This window comes from Lysobacter tyrosinilyticus (assembly GCF_054779815.1).
The window spans coordinates 93,439-118,347 of the sequence record NZ_BAAGXN010000003.1 but is presented as its reverse complement, the minus strand read 5'-3'; the positions used below and the strand labels follow the sequence as shown (position 1 = coordinate 118,347).

The 24,909-nt window shown below is 66.2% G+C and carries 6 protein-coding genes and 1 tRNA gene; 6 read left to right on the top strand and 1 reads right to left on the bottom strand.

Annotation, left to right across the window (positions count from 1 at the left end; all coding sequences use genetic code 11):
* Positions 1-130 precede the first annotated feature (130 nt).
* Positions 131-892 carry a metallophosphoesterase family protein gene (locus ACYVGK_RS07380; RefSeq protein WP_460732719.1) on the top strand — a complete coding sequence of 254 codons (762 nt, stop codon included), beginning with the start codon at positions 131-133 and terminating at the stop codon, positions 890-892.
* A gap of 75 nt (positions 893-967) precedes the next feature.
* Here ACYVGK_RS07380 and ACYVGK_RS07375 read toward each other — a convergent pair whose 3' ends face one another.
* Positions 968-1,819 carry a 4'-phosphopantetheinyl transferase family protein gene (locus ACYVGK_RS07375; protein WP_460732718.1) on the bottom strand — a complete coding sequence of 284 codons (852 nt, stop codon included), beginning with the start codon at positions 1,817-1,819 and terminating at the stop codon, positions 968-970.
* Positions 1,820-2,472: 653 nt separating this feature from the next.
* Here ACYVGK_RS07375 and ACYVGK_RS07370 point away from each other — a divergent pair.
* The 5 genes from ACYVGK_RS07370 to ACYVGK_RS07350 all read left to right on the top strand — a co-directional run bounded on the left by ACYVGK_RS07370 (position 2,473) and on the right by ACYVGK_RS07350 (position 24,888).
* Positions 2,473-2,904 (top strand): acetyl-CoA carboxylase biotin carboxyl carrier protein, encoded by a 432-nt coding sequence (locus tag ACYVGK_RS07370; protein ID WP_460732717.1) that lies wholly within the window; start codon positions 2,473-2,475, stop codon positions 2,902-2,904.
* Positions 2,905-2,968: 64 nt separating this feature from the next.
* Positions 2,969-3,042: transfer RNA gene (locus ACYVGK_RS07365), tRNA-Cys, on the top strand.
* Positions 3,043-3,590: 548 nt separating this feature from the next.
* A complete protein-coding gene (locus ACYVGK_RS07360; RefSeq protein WP_460732716.1) occupies positions 3,591-4,274 on the top strand; it encodes a hypothetical protein in 684 nt (227 codons plus the stop codon).
* 5 nt (positions 4,275-4,279) lie between these two features.
* Positions 4,280-15,178, top strand: a complete 10,899-nt coding sequence (locus ACYVGK_RS07355) for a beta-ketoacyl synthase N-terminal-like domain-containing protein (RefSeq protein WP_460732715.1) — start codon at positions 4,280-4,282, stop codon at positions 15,176-15,178.
* On the top strand, positions 15,175-24,888 hold the full coding sequence (locus tag ACYVGK_RS07350; RefSeq protein ID WP_460732714.1) for an SDR family NAD(P)-dependent oxidoreductase: 9,714 nt from the start codon (positions 15,175-15,177) through the stop codon (positions 24,886-24,888). Before ACYVGK_RS07355 ends, ACYVGK_RS07350 begins: the two co-directional genes overlap by 4 nt.
* Positions 24,889-24,909 lie beyond the last annotated feature (21 nt).

The window sequence follows — 24,909 nt, the reverse complement described above, 5'->3', positions numbered from 1 at the left end:
TTCCCAGTTGATGTCCTCCAGTGCTGGGTTGAAGGTAGCTTGACCGTTGGCGTTGAACGACTCGTCTATACTCGCCCCTCGCAACAAACCCCGGTTTCTCTAGCCGGCATCAGCCAGACGAAGGACCGTAATGAGGCTGTTCGCGTTATCCGATATCCATGTTGATTACCCGGACAATGCCCGCTGGGTCGAAGGTCTGTCGGACACCGACTATCGCGACGACGTTCTGATTTTGGCTGGCGATCTTACGGAGGACAGCGGGCTTCTCGGCTGGTGCCTGGCCCGTTTTGCCGCCAAGTTTCACCAGGTACTATTCGTGCCGGGCAATCACGACCTATGGGTGCGACGCAGTCCGGCCGACATGTGCTCGCTCAGGAAGTTCGAGCAAGTGTTGGCAGTGGCTGCCGACTCGGGTGTGTCGACGAAGCCCTTTCACTACGGAAGCACATTGGTAGTGCCGTTGTTTAGTTGGTACGACTACTCTTTCGGGGTTCCGGACAAGGATTTGAGTGTCCTTTGGATGGATTTTCGTGCCTGCCGCTGGCCGGATGGATACGGTCCAGAGGAGGTGACTGAGCACTTCTTGGGGATGAACCCTCAGGTACTACCTCAGCCCGCAAACCGCGTAGTGACCTTCTCGCATTTCCTGCCGCGGATAGATCTGATACCAGTCTTCGTTCCGCGCTCCATGCGCCACCTCGATCCGGTGCTTGGCAGCAGCGGGATTGAACGCCAGCTGCGCGCGCTCGGCGCGAACCTGCACGTTTATGGCCATAGCCATATCAACCGTCGAGTCAGGATCGATGGCGTGACCTATGTCAACAACGCTTTCGGTTACCCGCAGGAGAACATGATATCGGCGCGCCGATTGATAGAGCTCGATGACATGTAAGCGGGCGCCGAGTCCAAGCGTCGAGGTTCTACCGCCGAGCCTCGCTGGATCCCTGATGACCAAGCGACCGTTGCATCAACCTGCATGAGCCGGTCGACTGGACTCAGAGCATCTCCGGAGTTGCGCGATCAGCGGTTGCGCTTCGCCCGCCGACGGATTGAAGTTACGAATTGAAATCGTTGGCGGGATGCCGGCGCGTCGCTCGGCGCAGATCGCCAGCAGATAGTCAGGGGTGGGGCGATACTGCCAAAAGCTCCAGCGTTCGGCGTCGTCGCAAAGATCGGGATCTATGCTGATGCGTACGGCGCGGTGGTGCGGAAACTGGAAGCTGAAACGATCCAGGGGCAGCGAAAGGCCCATGCCTCTTGCCTTTATATACGACTCCTTGAACGTCCAATACTCAAAGAAGCGATCCTGCTGAAGGCCGGGAGGCACGCGGAAGAGGTCGTCGACTTCACTCGGCGAGAAGTATGCTTTCGCGACATCGAGGGAAACGCGTCGAGCTGCGATGTTCTCGACGTCCACTCCTAGGTCGCGCCCGCGCGTTATGGCCAGGGCGATCAAACCGCGAGTATGGGAAATATTGAAGAACAGGTCGCGGGCCTGTGGCTGCGAACTCGCGATTTCTTCCGCAATCCTAGGACGCCCGTAGTCGTTCGTCGAGAACGCCCATCGTTTTGGCTCAATCGGGGCATATTGAGAGAGCACTTTACGCACCATCGCGCGAGTAACCAGATAGCGCTTTCGGTCGTCGGCGAAATAGAAGCGACGCTCTTGGGACGCCTCGTCTGCAGTTAACAGCAGACGAAGGTTATCCAGGTGGCCGTCATCCACGATATCGCCGTAGTGCGTAAGCCAGATGTCGATATCTTTTCGGCCGATAGCGTGGGCTACCTGGCTGGCATGCGTTGGGGCGGGTGCAGACATGCTTCCTGTCTCGTCGATGCACGGAGGTCGAGGAACATCATGGAAGCTCCAAGCATCCATCCTCTTCGAACGGATCATAGCCACTTCCGTGATCGGTGTGTGGCGCGCGCAGGACGTGCCTACAGTGGCTTGATTGCACGGTCTTCTGGTCACGAGTTAGCAAAGACTTGACCTGTGGAAGTGCTCGATTGCGTTCGCACTTCCGTTGCGACGCACAATCGCACGGTCATGTAGCAGTCGAATCAGTCACACAGAAGCGCGGGCTGTCTCCATGGATGGGGCAAATCAGTCCAGGAGAAAGCGCGAGCGGTTGACAACACTCCTGAAGGTCTGCTTATGTAATTGGAAGCATCAGCATTAAGCAGTACGCAATTGTTGCCTGGGGCAACGCGGCCGATGCTCTAGGGGAACTGCAACAAACACGGATTATGGTTGCGCGCCGTAAGCGCGGCTTTGCCGCGCCGTCTTGAGGGATCAAGCATTGGGCGAATATGTCTGATATTTCAGTAGCGTTGGATTGGATCTGCAGACGTATCGAGATGCGGCAGCAGGTGGCGTCGCTCAATAGTGACGCCAGTAGATAGTCACGTCCCTCGACGCCCTTTGGCACTCTGCCATTCAAGGCATTCTTTCCCTACCTGCGATCGATCCATATGGAAATGCGCAAAGTCAAAGGACTGATTGACGCGATCAAGGCGTCAAACTTGGAAGAAATTGAGATCAACCTGAGAGGGTGCTCCATGCGCATTGCTCGCACAGGCTCAGGGAGGGCAGACCAACCGCCACAGCTGAAATCGCCAATGCCAACGATAGCGAGTGGAAGCGGAACGCCGCCGAACGCATTGTCCATGGAGCACGTTGTGCGTTCGCCGTCGGTTGGGATTTCTTACGCGTCGGAAAGCCCCAGCCAGCCGCCATTCGTTGCGGTCGGCACACTCGTGAAGCCAGGCGACACATTGGGTATCGTCGCGACGCTGAACACCTCCAGTCGCGTTGAAGCTGCTGTGCCTGGCACCGTTATCGACATCCTGATCAAAGATGGGCAGCCAGTTGAATTCGATCAACCGCTGTTCGTAATCGGCTGACGCCGAAAGTCATCGCGAGACGTTGTCACATCTCTCGCATCTTGCCGCCTTATGCTCAACGTACGGCCGAGTGGCAGAGTGGTTATGCAGCGGACTGCAAATCCGCGCACGTCGGTTCAATTCCGGCCTCGGCCTCCATCTGGAACTTGTTGATATCCCGCCTTGAGCGCAATTGTGGTTGCACCGGACCTGCGGGCATTCTTTCGCATCGCGCGAGTGGCGGCTGACGGCCGCGCAGCCACGACAGCAGCTCGGCGCGCCAGGCCGGCGGCCTCTGCGTCGAGCACGTGCAGCGCGTCAGCTTGCAGGCAAGTGACCGGCTTCCTAGGTTTGAGGTGGACACGACTTGATCTGATGAATTGCTTGATCACGTTTGCACTTTTGTTGCGACGCAGAACCGAGTGGTCATGTAGCAGTCAAATCAATTCCGCAAACGCGCCAGTTGTCTCCATGGACAGGCCATTCAGTCCATAAGAAACCGCGAGCGGTTGACAACACTCCTGAAGGTCTGTTTATGTAATTAGAAGCATCGGCACTAAGCAGTACGCAATTGTTGCCGGGGGGCAACGCGGCCGATGCTCTAGGGGAACTGCAACAAACACGGATTATGGTTGCGCGCCGTAAGCGCGGCGTTGCCGCGCCGTCTTGATGGATCAAGTACTTGAAGGATCAAGTAGTGGGCGGATATGTCTGATATATCGGTATGGTTGGATTCCATTCGCGCACGTATCGTTGATCGAGTCGCACAGGCTTCCCGTACATCGTCGGGTCCGTCGGAGAACTCGAACGGGTTGCTGCTGTTTGGCATCGAAGACGAGCAAGCTTTCCGGAAAGCGCTTGACGCGCCAGGCGCGCACAGTGACTCCGAATCGCTCAGTCTTCTTGATCCTCGCTGCTTTGATGGCCCACCGTCAAAGAACGTCAAGCGCGCGCCAGAATCGGGGTTGCTCTCCGATCACCAGTGGCGCCGATACGACGAAGGCAAGCGCAGTGATCCGTCCGGTGCGAACGTTGTCGGGATGTGGCGCCAATGCCTGCAGCGACTGGCTAAGGATGTCGGTGATCATCAGGCGGTGCTGAGCCTGCAGGGGCACTCGGAGCCTGCGCAAGGCGATGCGATTGCCCTCTGCAACCCCGACCTGACGGTCGGAGAACTCTCCTCCGCGTATTCGATCAGCGCAGACGCCTTCATCACGATGGCTGGTTCGGCCGGCCAGTTCTGCGCGGATCCACCAGCGTTCGTCCGAAATGCGAACGGGATCTGCAAACGCGAGTACACCGTCCGATTTTGGCGCAAGCAGGCGGCATCGCAAGAGATCCGGCACTACCCGGACCACGAAAGATCCACGAACTCTACAGGGATGTGGTAACTCGCATGAACGCATCGGACAAGACTCCAACGAGGGGTCACGCGCCGCCGCATATCTCTGCCTCCGACCTGGAAGCCGCCCGGCTGCCGGCCGATGCCGAGCGCCTGGCCACCGCTATCGTGGCGGCCCAGGTGCGTGCGCTGTTCGCCGATGCGCACGGCGAATACGCGCCGGACCAACGCGTCGCCATGCTGCGCCCCTCGCACCGCCGCTGGCTGGATGCCCAGCTGTTTCATCTCAAGGCGCACGGGCTTGTCGCCGTCGATCCGCTAACGGGGCATTGCCGTTTTCTCATCGACGAAGGCGTCGAAGCGCTGTGGCCACGTTGGGATGCGGCGATGCCGGGCTGGTGCGAGAACGCCAACCATCGCGCCTATCTCACCCTGATCGAAGCCTGCTTGCGCAGGCTGCCCGAAATCCTGACGGGAGCGCTGCCCGCCACCGACGTGCTGTTCCCCGATTCGTCGATGCATCTGGTCGAGGGCATCTACAAGCACAACCTGATCGCCGATCACTTCAATAGGGTGCTTGGCGACAACCTGCGTGCGGAATTCGCCGCCAGGGCCGCGCGCGGCGAGCGCGGCTTGCGCCTGCTCGAAATCGGTGCGGGCACCGGCGGCACCACCGCAGGGCTGCTGCCGATGCTGCGCGGTTTCGGCGACCTGGTCGAAGAGTATTGCTACACCGACCTTTCCAAGGCCTTCCTGCTGCATGCGCAAGAGGTTTACGAACCGGAGTTCCCGGCGCTGCGCACGGCGATCTTCGATGTGGGCAAACCGCTTTCGCTGCAGTCGATCGAGGGCAACCGCTACGACGCGGTGATCGCCACCAACGTGCTGCACGCCACTTCCGACATGCGCGCGACGGTGCGCAATGCCAAGGCACTGCTGAAGCGCGGCGGCATATTGCTGGTCAACGAGCTCAGCGCGTGGTCGTGGCAGACGCATTTCACCTTCGGCCTGCTCGATGGCTGGTGGCTGTACGAGGACGAGAAGCTGCGCCTGCCCGGCAGCCCGTGCTTGTCCCCGGCGCAGTGGGAATCTCTGCTGAAAGCCGAGCGCTTCCTCGATATCCGCTTCCCGGCTCACGCGGATCATGGGCTGGGCCAGTTGATCCTGACGGCGAAAAGCGACGGCGTGGTCCGCCAACGGCTCGCGCCGCCGGCTGCGCCCGCGAAGGCAGCGCTTCGCAGGAGCGCGCCGGTCGCCACACTGTCTTCGCCCGCAGCGCTTGAGATGGCCTCCGCTACGACGACGTCCGTGCCCGCGACGGCATCCCCGTCAGCCAGCACCTCCGCGCCGGTTGCGACCGACGATGCCGCACTGCGCGCGGCCTGCGCGCTGCTGTTCCGGGAGATGATCGCGGGTGCGCTGCGGATGGACGTGGGCGAGATCGAAACCCACAAGCCGCTGGAACACTACGGGCTGGACAGCATTCTGGTCGTGCATCTGACCACGCATTTCCGCAAGCTTTTTCCGAGCACGCGCAGCACGCTGTTTTTCGAAGTGCAGAGCATCGACGGCCTGGTCGCGCATTTCCTGGAACACGATCGGGCAACCGTCGCGCACGCGGCTTCCGTGCCCGCGACGGCATCCCCGTCGGCCAGTACTTCCGCGCCGGTTGCGACCGACGATGCCGCACTGCGCGCGGCCTGCGCGCTGCTGTTCCGGGAGATGATCGCGGGTGCGCTGCGGATGGACGTGGGCGAGATCGAAACCCACAAGCCGCTGGAACACTACGGGCTGGACAGCATTCTGGTCGTGCATCTGACCACGCATTTCCGCAAGCTTTTTCCGAGCACGCGCAGCACGCTGTTTTTCGAAGTGCAGAGCATCGATGGCCTGGTCGCGCATTTCCTGGAACACGATCGGGCAACCGTCGCGCACGCGGCTTCCGTGCACGTGGCTACGGCGCCGGCCTCCGCTGCGGCTGCGCTTCCATCGACGCACGTGCCGGCCGTGTCGGCACCCGCCGCGCGCGCGCCGGGCAAAGCACTGGATCGCTCCGGCCGCCGACGGCCGGCGCCGCGCAGCGACGCACCGCCTTCGGCCGACGTACCTGCGGAGCGCGCGGTGCGCTTCGATGTCGCCGTCATCGGCGTCAGCGGCCGCTATCCGCAGGCGCCCGATCTCGAATCGTTCTGGGACAACCTGGCGTCCGGGCGCAGCTGCGCGAACGAAGTCCCCGCCGACCGTTGGCACTGGCAGGACTATTACGACGCCGAGAAGGGAAAGGCCGGTAAAAGCTACACCCGCTGGGGTGGTTTCCTCGACGACATAGACAAGTTCGATCCGCTGTTCTTCCGGATCGCGCCGAAGGAAGCGAAGAAGATCGATCCGCAGGAACGCCTGTTCCTGGAAACCAGCTATCACGCGATCGAGGACAGCGGCTACACGCCCGCGACGCTCGCTCCGGGCGGCAAGGTCGGCGTGTTCGTCGGAGTGATGAATTCGCGCTACACCGTGCAGCCGCTGTACTACTCGATCGCCAACCGGGTCTCGTTCCTGTTCGATTTCTCCGGCCCTTCGTTCGCGGTGGACAGCGCCTGCTCTTCGTCGCTCACCGCGATCCATCTCGCGTTGGACAGCCTGTACAGCGGCATGTGCGAGGCCGCGATCGCGGGTGGCGTCAGTCTGATCCTCGATCCGCAGCACATGCTGGAACTCTCGGCTCTCGGGATGCTGTCGGAAGGGGCGCAGTGCCGCTCCTTCGGCCGCAACGCCGACGGCTTCGTCGATGCCGAAGGCGTCGGTGCGGTAGTGCTCAAGCCGCTGGACCATGCCCTGCGCGACGGCGACACCGTCTACGCGGTGATCAAGGGCAGCGCGCTGAACGCCGGCGGCCGTACCCACGGCTACACGGTGCCCAGCCCGGCCGCGCAGGCGGAATTGGTGTCGTCCGCGTTGGCCCGTGCCAACATCGATTCCGCCGAAGTGAGCTACATCGAGGCCCACGGCACCGGTACCGCGCTCGGCGATCCGATCGAAGTCGCAGGCCTGACCAAGGCCTTCCGCGCCAGCCGCCGCGCGCCGGTCGATGCTGGCGCGGAGCGCCAGCACTGCGCCATCGGCTCGTTGAAATCCAATATCGGCCACTGTGAGTCGGCCGCCGGCATCGCGGCCCTGACCAAGGTGTTGTTGCAGTTCCGGCATGGGCAACTGGTGCCGACCCTGCACGCGGACGAAGTCAACGACGAGATCGATTTCTCGACGACGCCGTTCCGCCTGCAACGCACCCTGGCGCCCTGGCTCCGGCCGGTACTGGGCGAAACCGCCGCGGCTCGCGAGGTTCCACGCATCGCCGGCATCTCGTCCTTCGGCGCCGGCGGGGCCAACGCACATGTGGTGTTGCAGGAGCCGCCATCGGGACCGGTCAACGGCGACGGCCTCTCGCAACGCGACAACGACGGCGCCTGTGTGGTGCCCTTGTCGGCGCGCACGCCCGCGCAGTTGCAGTTGAAAATCGAGCGCCTGCTCGGCTTCCTGCAACGCGATGCCGCCGACGCCGCCCTGCGCAACATCGCCTATACCTTGCAGGTCGGGCGCGAGGCGATGGACGAACGCATCGCCTTCGTCGCAATGTCGTTGGACGACCTGCGCTGTCAGGTGCAGGCGCTGTCGGAGACCACGCTTCCCGGCCCGTATCGTGGCAGTGTGCGCAAGCACAAGGAATTCCTCGCGACCTGCAAAACCGATCCCGCATTCACCGAACGCCGGGATGGCTGGCTGGTCCAGCGGGATCTGGCGCGGATCGCGGAGCACTGGGTCAAGGGTGTCGAGATTGACTGGGCGCGGCTGCATGCCGGTGAGCGCCCAAAACGAATCCCGCTGCCGACTTATCCCTTCGCACGCGATCGTCACTGGATCGAGCCGCAACGCACGCTGGGCAACGCGAGGACGGCTGCGACGGCCCATCCGCTCCTGCAGCGAAACACCTCGACCTTGCGCGGCCCGGCCTACAGCGTCGGTTTGAAGGGCGATGAGCGCTTCCTGGCGCAGGACGCCGCCGGCCGGCGACGCTTGCCGGCACTGTTGTGCCTGGAAATGGCGCGTGCGGCGATCGCCGCGGCGTATCCCGACGATGTCGCCGCACGCGAATTGCGCTTCGAGGACGTCGTTGCCGACGATGCGATCTTCGTCGTCGACGACTGCGAGCTGCACATCGCGCTGCTGCCCGACACCGACGATGCACTGGGCTTCGAGATCTACCTAATTCGAGACGGCCTCGAGCGCGTGCATTGCCAAGGCCGTGCGTCGTTCGCGGCACCGGACGCGCAGGACGCACAGGATTGGGCGGACGTAGCGGCCCTGACCGCACGCCTCGCGCACGGCGCTCCGGCCAATGCCGTCCACGATCGGCTGGGGACGCTCGGCGTGCATGGCCTGCCAGTGCATCGCCTCGCGCGTACGGACCGCGAGGTGGTGCTCGAGTTCGCCGCCGAAACAATCGGCGCCGAGCCGTGGACGCTGCCCCCCAATGCGCTCGCATCCGTGCCGCTCGCCGCCGCCTGGCTGCTGGACGAACTCGGGCAGACGCCTGTCGTACCGTCCGATGTCTCGATGCGTGCGGTGCAGACGGTACGCCTGTGGTCCGGCGGCGACCGTCCGGCCTATCTCGTCCTCAGCCATCGGGACGACGATTCCGGGCGCTGCGACATCGCGCTGTACGACGCGCACGGCAAGCCCTGCCTGCGTGCGGACGGCCTGCATCTTGAGTGGACGCGCGCGTTCGACGACGTCTCCGTCCTGCCGTCGGCCCAGGGCGGCGCGATCCAAACCGCCGCGGTCGCCCTCGCGGAAACCGCCACGCCGACGCCGACCTTGTCCGCGACCGGCACGCGCATCGTCTTCCTGCGGCCGGCGGCGTCCACGGGTGCGCATGCGCGCACCGTCGCAGTCACGGCCAAGCCCAATGCCATGCGATTGCGCGAAGTCGACGAGATCGATGCAGTGCCGGCACTGCGGCCCACCGACACATCCCGGATCGCGTTGCCATCGCCGGAAGCCGATCCTGGCGAGTATCCCGGTGCGGATGCGCCGCCGGCTTGCGTCGAATTGCGCGGACATGGCAGCGGTGTGTTCTCCATTGCCCTGCTGCAACCCGAGCTGGATCGCGCGGTCATCGCGCAATTGCTGCTGGCGCTCGAACATCTGCGTGAGCGCGAGGACACCCGCCTGGTGATGTTCGTCGGCGTCGAAACTGATCTCCTCCACGGCAGCCGGGATGTGCTCGACGACGCCATCGCGGCCGGGCTCTATCGCGCCGTGGTCGAGTACCCGCTGCCGACCGTCGCGGTGCTGCGCGGCGGTGCCGACGGCCCCGGCCTCCTGCTTGGCGCGCTCTGCGATTTCATGGTCTGCGCGCGCGAATCGCGCTACGGCTTTTCCGATCCGCAGCGCGGCGTGCAACCCACGGCTGCGGAGGCCGCATTGCTGGCGGCCCGCTTCGGCGACGCCTGGACGGAGGATCTGATCTACGTCAGCGGCGCTCTAAGCGGGCGAGAGCTGGCGCAGAAGGGATGGACCGTACCTGTCGTCGCGCGCGACGACACGATGGCCGCGGCGTTGTCGCTTGCCGAGCGCATCGCGACGAAGCCGCGGGATTCGCTGCACCTGCTGAAGACGCACATGGCCGCCGCGCTGCAGGGCTGCGTATCGCGTCTGGGCCCGCACGATCGGCCGACCGCGGATGCATCCGATGCGCCACCTTCCGCGACGGTACCCGTTGCACTGCCGCAGACGCGGCCGGGAATCTCGATCGAATACTTGTCCGATGCGGCCGTTTCGGTGCGCTTCGTCGACAGTGCCGACGACACCACCCCGGCCACTGCGTTGCGCAATCTGCGCGCGACGCTGGACGAGCTGGCACAGCACGCCGGCGGTGCTTCGGTCGTGCTGGGCAGCGATCTCGACGGGTTTTTGCCCGTCATCGGCGACGCTGCCGAAGCGCAGCGGGTCGATTCCGAACTGGCGGCGCTTCAGCACGTTCTGTGCGAGTACCCGTCGCCGGTCGTCGTCGCGTTCGAAGGCGATGCCGATGGCGCCGGCTGGCTGCTGGGCTTGAGCGCGGACGCCTGCGTCCACGCCGAACGCGCGCGCTATTCGACAGATGCACTGTGGCGTCACCCGTCGCTTCTGCGACGGGCCGCTGTGTTGTTCGTCCATCGCTTGGGCGCCAATCGCGCGAAGCGTTGTCTGTTCGAACCGGCGGCGGTCGCCGGTGCCGAACTGGCGTCCGGCGCGGCGGTCGTGCGTGGCGATGCGGCCGACGTGCTGGGGCATGCGTGGGCGCTGGCGGATGCGTTTCCGCTGCGCGCACCTACGCTGCGCGCGCGGCGCCGCGCCGCCGTGTTGGCCCGGCTTGCAGACGCTTTTGTCACATCGGACGCGGCCGCGGGCGACACCGGCCGGGTCACGGCGCGGCGGCCCGTGCCCGAATTCCCCGCCATCGAGACCGAACTTCGCGACAACGGCGTGCTGGTTGTGCGCATGGTCGATCGCGAGGCGAAGAACATGTTCTCGCCCGCACTGGTCCGCGGGTTGGAAGAGGTCTTCGCTCACATCGAAGCGTCGGGCGATTACCGCGCTGTCGTGCTCTGCGGTTACGACACCTATTTCGCTTGCGGCGGCACCCGCGACAGTCTGCTGGCGATCCAGCAGGGCAGCGCCAAGTTCACCGACACGAAGGTCTACCAGCTACCCATGAGTTGCAGCGTGCCAGTCGTCGCCGCCATGCAGGGGCACGCGATCGGCGGTGGCTGGACCTTGGGCATGTTCGCCGACCTGTGCGTGTTCAGCGCCGAAAGCCGCTACATCAGCCCGTACATGCAATACGGCTTCACGCCGGGCGCGGGATCGACGCTGATCTTCCCGGCCACGCTCGGTTCCGACCTCGCCCGGGAGACCCTGTTCGGCGCAGTCGAGCACAGCGGCAGCGAACTGCACGCAAAACGATTGCCGCACGCCTGCGTCCCGCGCGTCGAAGTGCTGCCCCATGCGCTCGCGTTGGCGGACGCGATCGCGGCGCGGGCACCCGACGACGTGCGCGCACTGAAGCGGTATTTCGCCGACCCCGGTCTGGCCGCTATCGAGGACATCTACGCGCGCGAACTGGCGATGCACGAGCAGAGTTTCGTCGGCAAGGAGCACGCGCTGCAGGGCGTGATTCAGCATTTCCACGCTGAAGAAGACGCCGCTCCCGTGTCGGCCACGATGCAGGCGGCCGCAGCGCCGCCCGAGATCGCGCACGCCTTGAAGGGCCTGCTCGCGGCCGAGCTGCAGATGGACGCGGCCCAGATCGACGAGGACACGCAGTTTGTCGACCTCGGCCTGGATTCGATCACCGGGGTGACCTGGGTCCGCAGAATCAACGCCGCTTACGGCACCGGGATCGAGGCGACCAAGGTCTACGCCCATCCGACGCTGCGGCAGTTCCGCGATTTCGTCGTCGAGCGCATCGCGCTGCGGGGCGCCGTGGGGACGAAGGTCGTCGCCGCGGAACCCGCGTCGTCGCAGACTGCATTGCTGACGACGACCGTGGCGACCAGGCCCATTGCGACGGATGCCGCCGCCGCGGAGGCGGATCTCTCCGTTGCGCTCCGGCACATGCTCGCGCAGGAACTGCACATGCCGGAGGAGGAGATCGACGCGCACCGGCAGTTCGTCGACCTCGGCCTGGATTCGATCACCGGGGTGACCTGGGTCCGCAGGATCAACGCCGCCTATGGCACCCGCATCGAAGCGACCAAGGTCTACAGCTATCCGACCCTGGCCGAGTTCGCGCGCTTTCTCGCCGGCCTGCTGCCGGCGCGTCCGATGCAGCCGCAGCCGTCCTCCGCGCCAACGGAACTCGTCGATGCCAGGCCGCTCGCTGAGCGCGTTCGCCCGGCCGCACGGTCGGCCCGCACCCTGACCTCGTGGCGCGGCAAGGCCGCACGCCGGACCACGGGCACCGACGCCATCGCCATCATCGGCATGGCCGGCCAGTTCCCGCGCGCCGGCGACCTCGACGCGTTCTGGCGCAACATCGCCGGCGGCAAGGACTGCATCGATACCGTGCCGCCGCAGCGCTGGGACATCGAACGCTACTTCAGCGAGGACATCTCGATTCCCGGCACCACCAACAGCCGCTGGATGGGCGTGTTGGACGACTGCGACGCATTCGATCCGCTGTTCTTCAACATTTCGCCGACCGAAGCCGAGAGCATGGACCCGCAGCAGCGGCTGATGCTGCAGAACTGCTGGCACGCGATCGAGAACGCCGCGATCGACCCGCGCAGCCTGTCGGGCAGCCGCTGCGGCGTGTTCGTCGGCTGTGGCGCGACCGACTATCACCAGCGTTCGCGCGAGCACCAGTTCAGCAGCCAGGGCTTCACCGGCGCGGCGATGTCTATCCTCGCCGCGCGCATCGCCTACTACCTCAACCTGCAGGGGCCGTGCCTGTCGATCGATACCGCGTGCTCATCCTCGCTGGTCGCGATCGCCAACGCCTGCGACAGTCTGGTCGCGAACAACTGCGACCTCGCGCTCGCCGGTGGTGTGGCGGTGATGGCGGGCCCGATGATGCACGTCAAGACCGGTCAGTCCGGCATGCTGTCGGTCGACGGCCGCTGCTTCGCCTTCGATCATCGCGCGAACGGCTTCGTGCCCAGTGAAGGCGTGGGAACGCTGATGCTGAAGCGACTCGCCGACGCCGAGCGCGACGGCGACATCGTCCACGCGGTGATCCGCGGCTGGGGCGTCAACCAGGACGGCAAGACCAACGGCATCACCGCGCCGAACCCGGTGTCGCAGACGCGCCTGATGCGCGGCGTCTACGACCGCTTCGGGATCGATCCGGAAGACATCCAGCTGATCGAAGCGCACGGCACGGGCACGAAGCTGGGCGATCCGATCGAAGTGGAAGGCCTCACCCAGGCCTTCCGCCACTACACCGGCAAAACCGGCTACTGCGCGTTGGGCTCGGTGAAGGGCAACATCGGTCACACCCTCTACGCGGCCGGCGTCGCCGGCGCGCTCAAGCTGGCGCTGGCGCTGAAGCATCGCCAACTTCCGCCGGCGGCGAGCTTCGAACGCCTCAATCCGCACATCGATCTGTCCGACAGCCCGTTCGTGGTCAACACGGCACTGAAGCCGTGGCCCGAGAACGCGAAGGGCGGACGTTCGGCAGTGATCAGTTCCTTCGGCTTCAGCGGCACCAATGCGCATCTGGTGCTGGAAGCGGCGCCGACACGCGACACGCGCCGCGCCGATGAGCACGACGTTACCTCCGCGCGTCCGGCGCTGATTCCGTTGTCGGCCAAAACCACCGAGCAACTGCGGCAACGCGCGCAGTCGCTAGCGGACGCGCTGGCGCGCATCGCCGACGACGACGCGCAGGCCACGCCTTCGCTGCACGACATCGCTTACACGCTGCAGGTGGGTAGGGAAGCGATGGAGGAACGCTGTGCGCTGGTCGCGCATTCGCTGGTCGAACTCGAAGCGCGGCTGCGTGCGTTCGCCGCGGAGCGAACGCCCGCGGACATGCACGTCGGCAGCAGCCTGTCGCGTGCCGGGAAATTGGCCTTCATCGGCCAGGATGCCGAGCTGAAGGCGGTGCTGATCGATACTTGCCTGCGCGACGGAAAACTCGACAAGCTCGCGGAGCTATGGGTCGACGGTGTCGATCTTCCGTGGGCGAAACTCTATCCGGCCAAAGTCGGCCGTCCGCGACGCGTCGAACTGCCGCTGTATCCGTTCGCGCGAGAACGCTACTGGCTGGAAGACGACACCGCAGCGGTGGCGCAGCGCGCCGAAGGCGCGGTTGCGACGATCCATCCACTGCTGCACGTCAACGCGTCGACCCTGAACCAGCAGCGCTATCGGTCCACGTTTGACGGCAGCGAGAGTTTCCTGCGCGACCACCGCGTGCGTTTCGGCGAGGGACGGGTCGAGCATGTGCTTCCCGGCGTCGCGTATCTGGAAATGGCGGCGGCGGCGATCGCCGAAGCTTTGCCGGATGCCTTTGCGTCAGCGGGATCGCACGGAGGATTGACGCTTCGTGATGTGGTCTGGTGGCGGCCGATCGTGGTCGACGGGCCGATGGCCGTCGAGATCGAACTCGGCGTCGAGGACGACGGCGTGATCGTTTTCGAGATCGCCAGCGGTTCGGGCGACGGTCGTGTCCTGCACTGCCAAGGCGAAGCGCGCTTCGCCGATGCGGGCGGCGAGCGCATGGCGGACGCCGGACTGCTGGCGTCGGCACAGCGCGGCGAGCGATGGAGCGACGACGAGATCTACGCCGCCTTCGCCCAGATGGGACTGCATTACGGCCCAGCGCATCGCGGCATCCGCGCGATCTCGCGGGTGGGCGAAAAGCTGGTGGCGGACGTCGCGCTACCGACCATCGCCGGCGACGCCTACCGCATGCCTCCCGGGATCATGGACTCCGCGCTGCAGGCGTGCATCGGCTTCCTGCCGTCGCTGCAGGCGTTGCCGCAAGCGCCGTCGGTGCCGTTCACGCTGCGCTCGCTGACGCTGCACGCACCGTGCCCGTCGGAAGTCGTCGTCGTGCTGACACCTGCGGCGGGAACTATTGGAGGCAGCGGCGGACATGCGGCCGTAGAGAGCTGCGATGTCTCCATCTTCGGCACGGGCGGCGCGCTTTGCGTCGACATCCGCGGCTTCGGCTGGCGGGCAGTGGACGGCGCACGCGGTTTCGACGGAGGAGGGGTGCTGGATGCGATGGGATTCCCGGATGACGCACGAATGTTGAATGAGGCACGGATGCTGGACGCAACCCCGCAATCACGCACGTCGGATGAAACGGAAATGTTCGACGAAGCCTTCTATCGGGGGCTGCTGGAAAGCATCTCCAGAAAGGACGTGTCTGCCGAAGATGCCGTCGAACTCGGATTGCCGTCATGAAGGATTCGCTGCTGCCCATCTATCGCGCGGTCGCCGAAGGCCGGCTCACGCAGGCCGAGGCGCTGGTACGTATCAAGGCCTTGAAACGACAGACGTCCAGCGCCGCACAGGGCGTCCTGCTCGCGACGCCCGAATGGGTCGCCGCATCGGCGACGTCGGCCCCAGCGCAGCCCGTGGACAGGATCTTCATCTGGGGTGTCGATCCAGCGGTGGCCGCGTCGCTGAAGGCGACGCATGAGGACGCGCGGATCGAAGCGTTCGCGGCTCCCGCGCATGTCACCACCGCGGATGGGATCTTCACCGATGCGGCGCTGCAGGCGCTCGCGGCGATCCAGTCGATGCTGGCGGGGGCGCAGAGCGTTCGCGCGCAGGTGATCGTTGCCGATACGGCTGCTGTCGATGAGGAGGCTGCCGATGAGGCGGTGGCTTGCGGCTTCGACGCCATGTTCAGGACGGCGATGGAGGAAACTCCGGCCCTGGTCGCGCGCGTGATCAGGGTGCCGGCCGATATCGGCGCTGCCGAACTGCGGCAGCTCGTGCACGACGAGTCCTGCACCGATGCGCCACGCGGCGCGGCCGTCCGCCATGTGCGTGACGCCGGCGGCCTGCGCCGCGAAGTCTTGCGATGGCGCGTGCTGGGACAGCATCTCGAAGGCCACGTGCAGTCCGCAGCGCCGGTGGCATTCAAGGAAGGCGGCTGCTATCTGATCACCGGCGGCGCCGGCGGCATCGGTCTTCAGTTCGCGCGCGAAATCGTCGCGCAGTGCCGCTCCGCGCGCATCGTGCTGGCCGGGCGTTCGACGCTCACACCCGAGGCGCGCCGCACACTGGATGCGCTGGCGACGCCGCTGCACCGGATCGAATACGTCGCGCTCGACGTGGCGGATCGCAGCGCCGTCGACGCCTTCGTGGCCCAGCTGCGGGAGCAGGGCCAGCCGCTGCACGGCATCCTGCACTGCGCGGGCATCCTCCGCGACGGTTTCATCCTGCGCAAATCGCCGTCGACGTTCGCCTCGGTGCTCGCGCCGAAGGTCGCGGGGTTGGCTAATCTCGATCTTGCGACGCGCGACCAGCCGCTGGATTTCATCCTGCTGTGCTCGTCCTTCGCGGCCTGCTGGGGCATCGTCGGCCAGGTCGACTACGCCGCGGCCAATGCGTTCATGGACGCGTTCGCCGCGCGCCGCAACCGTCTGGCGGCGCGGGGCGAACGCCATGGCCGCACGCTGTCGGTGAACTGGCCGCTGTGGCAGGACGGCGGGATGGGCATGGACGCTGCGACCCGCGAGCGACTGCTGGACCACACCGGCATGCGTCCGCTGTCCACCGTCGGCGCGATGCGCGCGATGTACGGCGGCCTCGCGCTTGACTGCGAGCGTCTGCTGGTGATGGAAGGCGAGTTGCCGGCGATGCGGGCGCTGCTCGAAGCGACCGATTCTGCGACCGTTTCTGCAACGGGTTCCGCGGCCGGAACTGCGCGCGAAACCGCCCGCGACAGCGCGACCGCCCGTGTCGCCGACGCAACCCCGGTCGGCATGGACGACGCCCTGCGCGAGAAAGCGCTGGACTACCTTTGCCGGCAGTTCTCGCAGGTGCTGAAGATTCCTGCCGCCCGGCTACGGCCGCAGGCGCCGCTGGAGCAGTACGGAATCGATTCGATCCTGGCGATGAAGCTGGTAACGCACCTCGAAACGATCTTCGGCAGGCTGCCGAAGACGCTGGCGTTCGAATACCAGACCATCGCGCAGCTCAACGACTATTTCTGCACCGCGCACGCGGATCGCCTGATTTCGCTGTTGTCGCCGCGCGCAGTGCCCGCGGACACTACGACCGTTCCATCCGCGACGACGATAGCTACAACGGCCGCAGCCACAACGGCCGCGAGATCGCAGGTACCCGGCAAGCGCATCGGTACGGCGCGTCGAACGTTTGACGCCCTCCAGCCGCAACCGCACGCCGAAGCGCAGCCCGTTGCGTCTGCACCGCGAAGCGACGCCGACCTGCGCGGCGCGGACGCCGCTGTCGCGATGGCACGCATCGACAAGCCATCCATCGACGACCAACCTTTCCTCAGCCCATCCTTCCATAGCGAAAGCATCGCCATCGTCGGCATCAGCGGCCGTTATCCGGACGCCTGGGATCTGGACGAATACTGGCGCAACCTGTCGCAGGGCGTGGACTGCATCCGCGAAATTCCCGCTGACCGCTGGCGTTGGCAGGACTACTATCGCGACCCCATCGGCGGCGAAGCGCTGGCCGCCGGACAGCACAGCAGCCGCTGGGGCGGATTCATCCAGGGCGCCGACGAATTCGATCCTCGCTTCTTCAGCATCACGCCGCGAGACGCCGAACAGATCGACCCACAGGAGCGGCTGTTCCTGCAGCACGCGTGGATGGCGATCGAGGACGCGGGCTATACCCGCGCCGCGCTGCAGGCCTGCCGCGGCGGGCAGGTGGGTGTTTACGCCGGTGTGATGTACGGCGAATACAACCGCTCGGGCAGCCTCGCCAGTATCGCCAACCGGGTGTCGTACGCGTTCAACCTGCACGGACCGAGCATGACGCTCGACACCATGTGCTCGTCGTCGCTGACCGCGATCCATCTCGCCTGCCAGGACCTGAAGCTGGGCCGCACCGACATGGCGTTGGCCGGCGGCGTCAATCTCAGTCTGCATCCCGGCAAGTACGCCATGCTCAGCGCCGGCCAGTTCATTTCCAGCGCGGGCCATTGCCAGAGTTTCGGCGAAGGCGGCGACGGCTACATTCCGGGCGAAGGCGTGGGCGTGGTGGTGCTGAAGCGTCTTTCCGACGCCGAGCGCGACGGCGATGCGATCCACGCGGTGATCCGCGGCAGCGCGCTGAACCACGGCGGCAAGACCAACGGCTACACGGTGCCGAATCCGCAGGCGCAGGCCGCGGTGATCGCCGATGCGCTGAAGGACGCAGGCGTCGATGCGCGCCACATCAGCTACATCGAAGCGCACGGCACTGGCACGAAGTTGGGCGATCCGATCGAGATCGCGGCGCTCGGCAAGGCGTTCCGCGAACACACCGCGGACACCGGTTTCTGTTTGATCGGTTCGGCGAAGTCGAACATCGGTCACTGCGAATCGGCGGCGGGCATCGCCGGGCTGACGAAGGTCATCCTGCAGATGCGTCACCGTCAGATCGCGCCGTCGCTGCATTCGCAGCGGCTCAATCCCAACATCGATTTCGGGACCACGCCGTTCGAGGTCAATCAGCGTCTGCGGCCGTGGAATGCACCGGTGATCGACGGCAGGGAAGCGCCGCTGATCGCGGGCATTTCCTCGTTCGGCGCCGGCGGCGGCAACGCCCATCTGATCGTGGAAGCCCATGCCGGCACTTCCCGCGCGGCCCGCGACGAACAAGCCGTTTCAACGACGCCCTGTGCGGTGTTGCTGTCGGCGCGCACCCTGCCGCAGCTGCGGCAGAAGGCGGTGGCGCTGAAGGCGTTCGTCGAGGCCGATGCCAGCATCGACCTGCACGGCCTGGCCTACACCCTGCAGCTCGGGCGCGAAGCGATGGAAGAGCGCCTGGCCATGCGCGTGGATTCGCGCGCCGAACTGATCGACAAGCTCGCCGTGTTCCTCGCCGACGAGAATCCCGAGGATGGGGCGCTCGCGGACGACCTCTACTACGCGCAGTCGCGCCGCCACCGCGAGAGCATCGCGCTGTTCACCGTCGACCGGGATCTGCAGGCCAGCGTCGACGGCTGGTTCGTCTCCGGCAAGGTTTCGCGGCTGCTCGATGTCTGGACCAAGGGCCTCGACCTCGACTGGTCGAAACTGCACGGCGCACCGCTGCCGGGACGGATGCATCTGCCGGTCTATCCGTTCGCGCGCGAACGCTATCGGCGCGAGGAATCCACGGACGCGCATGCCGGCGCGATCACGGCGCAGGCGATCCATTCGCTGGTCCATCGCAATGCTTCCAAACCAGGGCAGCAGCGCTATCTCAGCAGCTTCCGCGCAGACGATCCGCGGATCATGGGTCTCAGGTTCCAGGGACACGCGATTCTTCCGCGCGGTCTGCAGCTCGAAGCGGCCCGGGCCGCGCTGGCGGACGGGTTGGGCATGCTTGCGGAAGGCATGCTTGAACAGGGCAAGGCATGGGCCTTCCGCGACGTGCGTTTCGGCGCGCCGCGGGCGATGCCGGTGGCGATCGAGCTCGAGATCGCGGTGCTGCCGCCGGGCCAAGGGCGGCGTCCCGAACCGCAGGCGGCGGCGTTCGAACTGTCCGCGCCCGCCGATGGCCACGTGTTCTGCCAGGGGTTCGTTGAAGCCTGCGCCGATGCGCCCACGCCGAAGCTCGACATCTCCACACTGTCGCGCGGCGCCTCGACGCTGTTCGTCGACCGCACCGCGATGATCGAAGCGCAGCGCGCGATCGGGCTCGAAACCGATCCGCTGTACGCGAGCGTCGCAGCAGTCCAGCGCGGCGCGGACGGACTGTGGCTGACGTTCGACGCATCGGATCCGTCGCAGACCGCGTTCGCGGACTGCGCGATCGACCCGTCCGCCGTCGACGCGGCGATGCTCGCCGCGCAGTGGCTGGTTCCCACGCACGACGTGCTGCATCTGCCCGCGGGCTTCGCGGAGATGCGCGTGCATCCCGCGCGCGGCCGGGCGCGATACGCATGGATCCGTGCGCACGCCGCGACGCGGCGCGACGACGCCCCGTGCGTCGATATTTCCTTGTGTACCGACGACGGTGCGGTGTGCATCGCATTCACCGCGTTGACGTTGCTGCCCGCCGTGGCGGCCGCCGCCACTCATATGGAATTGGCCGCGCCGCTTGCGGCAGCTGCCGCTCCGACCGCGGAGCGGGCGCCGCAGGCCACCCCGGCCGTGCGCTTGCTGGATCGCCGGTTCGAAAGCCGCGCATCGCACCACAACCACGCGTCGAACACCTACGTCGACACGGCGACGGCATCGTTCGCGGCCACGCTGCAGAAGCCTGGCGCGATCGCGCTGGAATCGCCCGCGCTGATCGCCGCGATCGCGGCGACGACGCTGGACAAACCCTCGCTGCCGCTTTCGACGCAGGGTGATGCGGAGGGCGGTCATCGCGATGGCCAGGCCCTCGACGAGGGGGCGTCTTCCGCATCGGTGGTGCTGCGCGATCGCGGAGACGGCATCTTCGCGCTGCGCTTGCATGCGCCTGTGGGCGCGCTGAACCCCGCGCTCGTCGATGCGCTGCAACAGGCTCTGGCGCATGCGGCCGTGCTGCCGTCGCTGAAGGCGCTGCTGATCGAAAGCGACGAGCGTGTCTTCCTGCGCGACGGCCAGGCGGCGCTCGATCGCGAGGACACGCACTCGCTCCTGCGCGCCTTGGCCGCGTTTCCCGCGCCGACGATGGCGCTGCTCTCCGGACAGGCGCTCGGCGCCGGCTTCCGCCTCGCCTGCGCCTGCGACGGCGTCATCGCGGTCGACGACCAGGACTACGGTTTCGCTACGCCGGAAGAAGGACCGACCCTCGCCGCCGCCGCGCAGCGCGAATGGCTCGCCGCGCGCTTCGGCGAACCGCTGGCATCGCTGCTGGCGATCCACGAGCGTCCGCTCAGCGGCCGCGAACTGCAGGCGGCCGGGTGGGGTGCCGTGGTCGTGTCGCGCAGCGATTTCGACGCCGCGGTGGATGCGTACTGCGCCCATCTGTCCGACAAATCAGCAGACGCGCTGCGGCTGCTGAAAGAACATCTGGTCCGCGAGTTCGAGACCGGCTTCGCTGCGGCCACTGCAGCATCCGCTGCCGGCGACGCGCTGCTGCAGTCGCTGCCGGAGCTCGCGGGCAGCGGCTCCGCCGCGCAACCGGCCGACATCGGGGAAGCGGGCGCGCTGACCCTGGCCTCGTCCGTGGTCCACGCCAGCGTCGATGCCGAAGGCGTGGTGCTGGTGCGTCTCGAAGATCGCGACGCGCGAAATATGTTCTCCGATGCGCTGATCGCCGGCCTGCAGGAAGTGTTCGACCGCATCGGCGCTTCGTCCGCATACAAGGCCGTCGTGCTCACCGGTTACGACACCTATTTTTCCTCCGGCGGTACCCGCGACGGCCTGAAGGCGATCCAGGAAGGCAAGGTCCGCTTCACCGATCAAGATGTGTTCCAGCTGCCGATGCGCTGCCCGCTGCCGGTCATCGCCGCGATGCAGGGCCACGGCATAGGTGCTGGCTGGACTCTCGGCCTGTTCTGCGACAGCGTGTTGTTCAGCGAGGAAAGTCGCTACGTCAGCCCGTACATGAATTTCGGGTTCACGCCCGGCGCGGGAGCCACCGGCATCCTGCCGGCCCGCCTGGGTTTCGATCTGGCCCGCGACAGCCTGTTCACGGGGCGCGAGATCACCGGCGCGGAACTGGCGCGCCGCAATCCGCTGCTGACTGTGCTTCCGCGCGATCGTGTGCTGGACGAAGCGCTGGCGCTGGCGCGCAGCGTCGCCCGGCACGCGCGCGCCGATCTGGTGGCGTGGAAGGCCGCGCGCATTGCGCCACAGTTCGACGCCTGGCAGGCGCTGTTCGCGCGCGAAGTCGCGATGCACGAAACCACTCTGGTGGGGCAGGCCGACGCGCTACGCCGCATCGAACAGCGGTTTGCGCCGTCGCAGGCCGAAGTAGCGGTACCCGAAGTAGAGGCATCGGTAGACGCCGCACCGCGTCGCGCGCCCGCCGCCGCGGGCGGGGACATTCTGCCGATCATCCGCCGCCTGCTGGCCGAAGAATTGCGCGCGAACGAGGCCGAGATCGAAGCGCTCACGCCGTTCGTCGACCTGGGCCTCGATTCGATCTCCAGCGTCACCTGGATTGGCAGGATCAACGCGCACTTCGGGCTGGCGATCGAAGCGACCAAGGTCTATAGCTATCCGAACCTGCGTGCGCTCGCCAGGCACATCGGCGAACAGGGCTCGACTGCGCAGTCCGGCCAGACCGCGGATACGGCAATCGACATCGCCGCCGTGGCGCCGCCGACGACCGCGCAGACCGCCAAGCCGCAGCGCGCGATATTGGCATCGGCGGCCTCCGCAGCGTCCGTATCCTCATCAATGCCCGTATCCGCATCCGCGGCCGGCATCGATCTCGGCGCGGTGCGCCGCACGCTCATCGATCTGCTCGCGCAGGAGCTGCGGCAGACGTCCGACAGCATCGATGCCGATCGCAGTTTCGTCGAACTAGGGCTGGACTCGATTTCCGGTGTCACCTGGGTGCGTGCGATCAACCAGCGTTACGACACCGCCATCGAGGCGACCCGCGTATACACCTCTCCGACCGTCGAACAGTTCGCGCGCTTCGTGCGCGACACGCTCGTGGATCGCGCGGCAGCGGACGCGCCCGCGGCTGCCGCCGTCCCGCATGCCTCGGCGTCCTCCGGAACGCCGCAGTCCGCTGCGGACACCGAGTCCATCGAGTCCATCGCGCCGTCCGCCTGGCCCGCGCTCGCGTCGTGGCGCAGTGCAGACGCGGTCGCGGCGTCACCGCCAGCGGCCGCCGCGTTCGGCATGCACGCCACCGAAATCGCAGTCATCGGCATGGCCGGTCGCTTCCCGATGGCAAAGGACGTCGACAGCTTCTGGGACAACATCGCCAGCGGCCGCAACTGCATCAGCGAGATTCCGCCGTCGCGCTGGGATACCCGCGACTATTACGTCGAAGGGCAGCCCGGGCTCGGTCAAAGCAACTCGAAGTGGATGGGCGTGCTGGAAGGGCACGACCGGTTCGACCCGCTGTTCTTTGGCCTGTCACCGGTCGAAGCCGAAGCGATGGACCCCCAGCAGCGCATCTTCCTGCAGTCCTGCTGGCATGGCATGGAGAACGCAGGCTACACCGCGGAACGGCTGTCCGGCAGCAGATGCGGCGTGTTCGTCGGCTGCGCCTACACGGACTACAACCTGCTGTCGCGCGAGCTGCAGATCAACGCACTCGGCTTCACCGGCGTCGCGGCCTCGATCCTCGCGGCGCGCGTGTCGTATTTCATGAATCTGCAGGGGCCGTGCGTGTCCTTCGACACCGCGTGCTCGTCGTCGCTGGTCGCCATCGCGTCGGCCTGCGACAGCCTGATCACCGGCGCCTCGGACATTGCGCTCGCCGGCGGCGTGTACGTGATGGCCAACGCCGACATGTTCCTGAAGACCGCGCATGCGGGCATGCTCTCGCCCGACGGTCGCTGCTACACCTTCGACCAGCGCGCGAACGGGTTCGTGCCGGGCGAAGGTGTCGGCGTGGTCATGCTCAAGCGCCTGGCCGACGCCGAACGCGACGGCGACAACATCCTCGGCGTCGTGCGCGGCTGGGGCGTGAATCAGGACGGCCGTACCAACGGCATCACCGCGCCGAATGCGGAATCGCAGCAGCGTCTGATCCGCGACGTCTACGACCGCTTCGGCATCGATCCCGGCCGCATCGAACTGATCGAAGCGCACGGCACCGGCACCAAGCTCGGCGACCCGATCGAGATCGACGGGCTGAAGTCGGCGTTCATGCCGGCGACCGACCGCCGCCAGTACTGCGCGATCGGCTCGGTGAAGACCAACATCGGCCATTGCCTGACCGCGGCCGGCGTGTCCGGCTTCATCAAGCTGCTGCTGGCGCTGAAGCACCGCACGCTGCCGCCCAGCGCCAACTTCGAAACGCCGAACGAACACCTCGATCTCGACGCGAGCCCGTTCTTCGTCAACACCATCGCGCGCGACTGGGCTTCGCCCGACGGCGCCGCACGCCACGCCGCGATCAGCAGCTTCGGCTTCAGCGGCACCAACGCGCATCTGGTGCTGGCCGAGCACGTGCCGCCCGCCGCGCGTCCGTCGGCCGCCGCGGTCGAGTCGCCGATGGCGCCCGATGCCGGCTTCGTCGTGCCGCTGTCGGCGCGGACGCCCGAACAACTGCTGCGCAAGGCGCAGGATCTGCGCAACGCCCTGCAGGCTGGTTCCGCGGGCGATCCCGGTTGCGATCCGGCCGCGCTGGTCTACAGCCTGCAGTGCCATCGCGACGCGATGGACGAACGGCTGGCCTTCGTGGCGCACAGCGTGCAGGACGTGATCGACACGTTGGGCGTCTACATCGACGCCGCGGGTACGAACCGACCGCTTCCGCATGGCGTTTTCGCCGCGCACGTGCGCCAGGGACGCGAAAGCGTGCGCCTGCTCAACGAAGACGCCGGCATGGCGGCGACGGTCGTCGACAAGTGCATCGCCGACGGCAACGCCCTGAAGCTCTGCGAACTGTGGGTGAAGGGTCTTGCGCTGGACTGGCGCAGGCTGCACGGCCCGCGCTCGACGCCGATGGTCGCGTTGCCGCCGTATCCATTCGCCGAGGACGCGTACTGGATCGTGCCGGGAGACAGCCTTGCTGTGCCGATGCCGCGCCACGTCGGCGAAAAAGCCCGGCATCTGCATCCGCTGTTGCAGGAGCAGGTCGCCGACCTGGGGGCGCAGGGCTACCGGCAGGCGGCCCACGCACAGAACGCCGACGCGGATAGCGCGCGGCGGACCGAGCGGATCCATCTGCCGACCTACGCGTTCGCGCGCATGCACTGCTGGCTTCCGTCGGTGAACGAGGTGCGTGCGACCAACGGTCCGGCGACGGCCGCCGCGCCGCCGCTCGGCCAATACCTTCACAACCTGGACATCATCGCCGGGCTCTTCGCGGAACTGGAAGAGGACACGATGAGCGCCGCAGAAGTGACGGCGCGGGTGAAGCAGCTGGCCTGAAGCGATGGGCGATACGTAGGG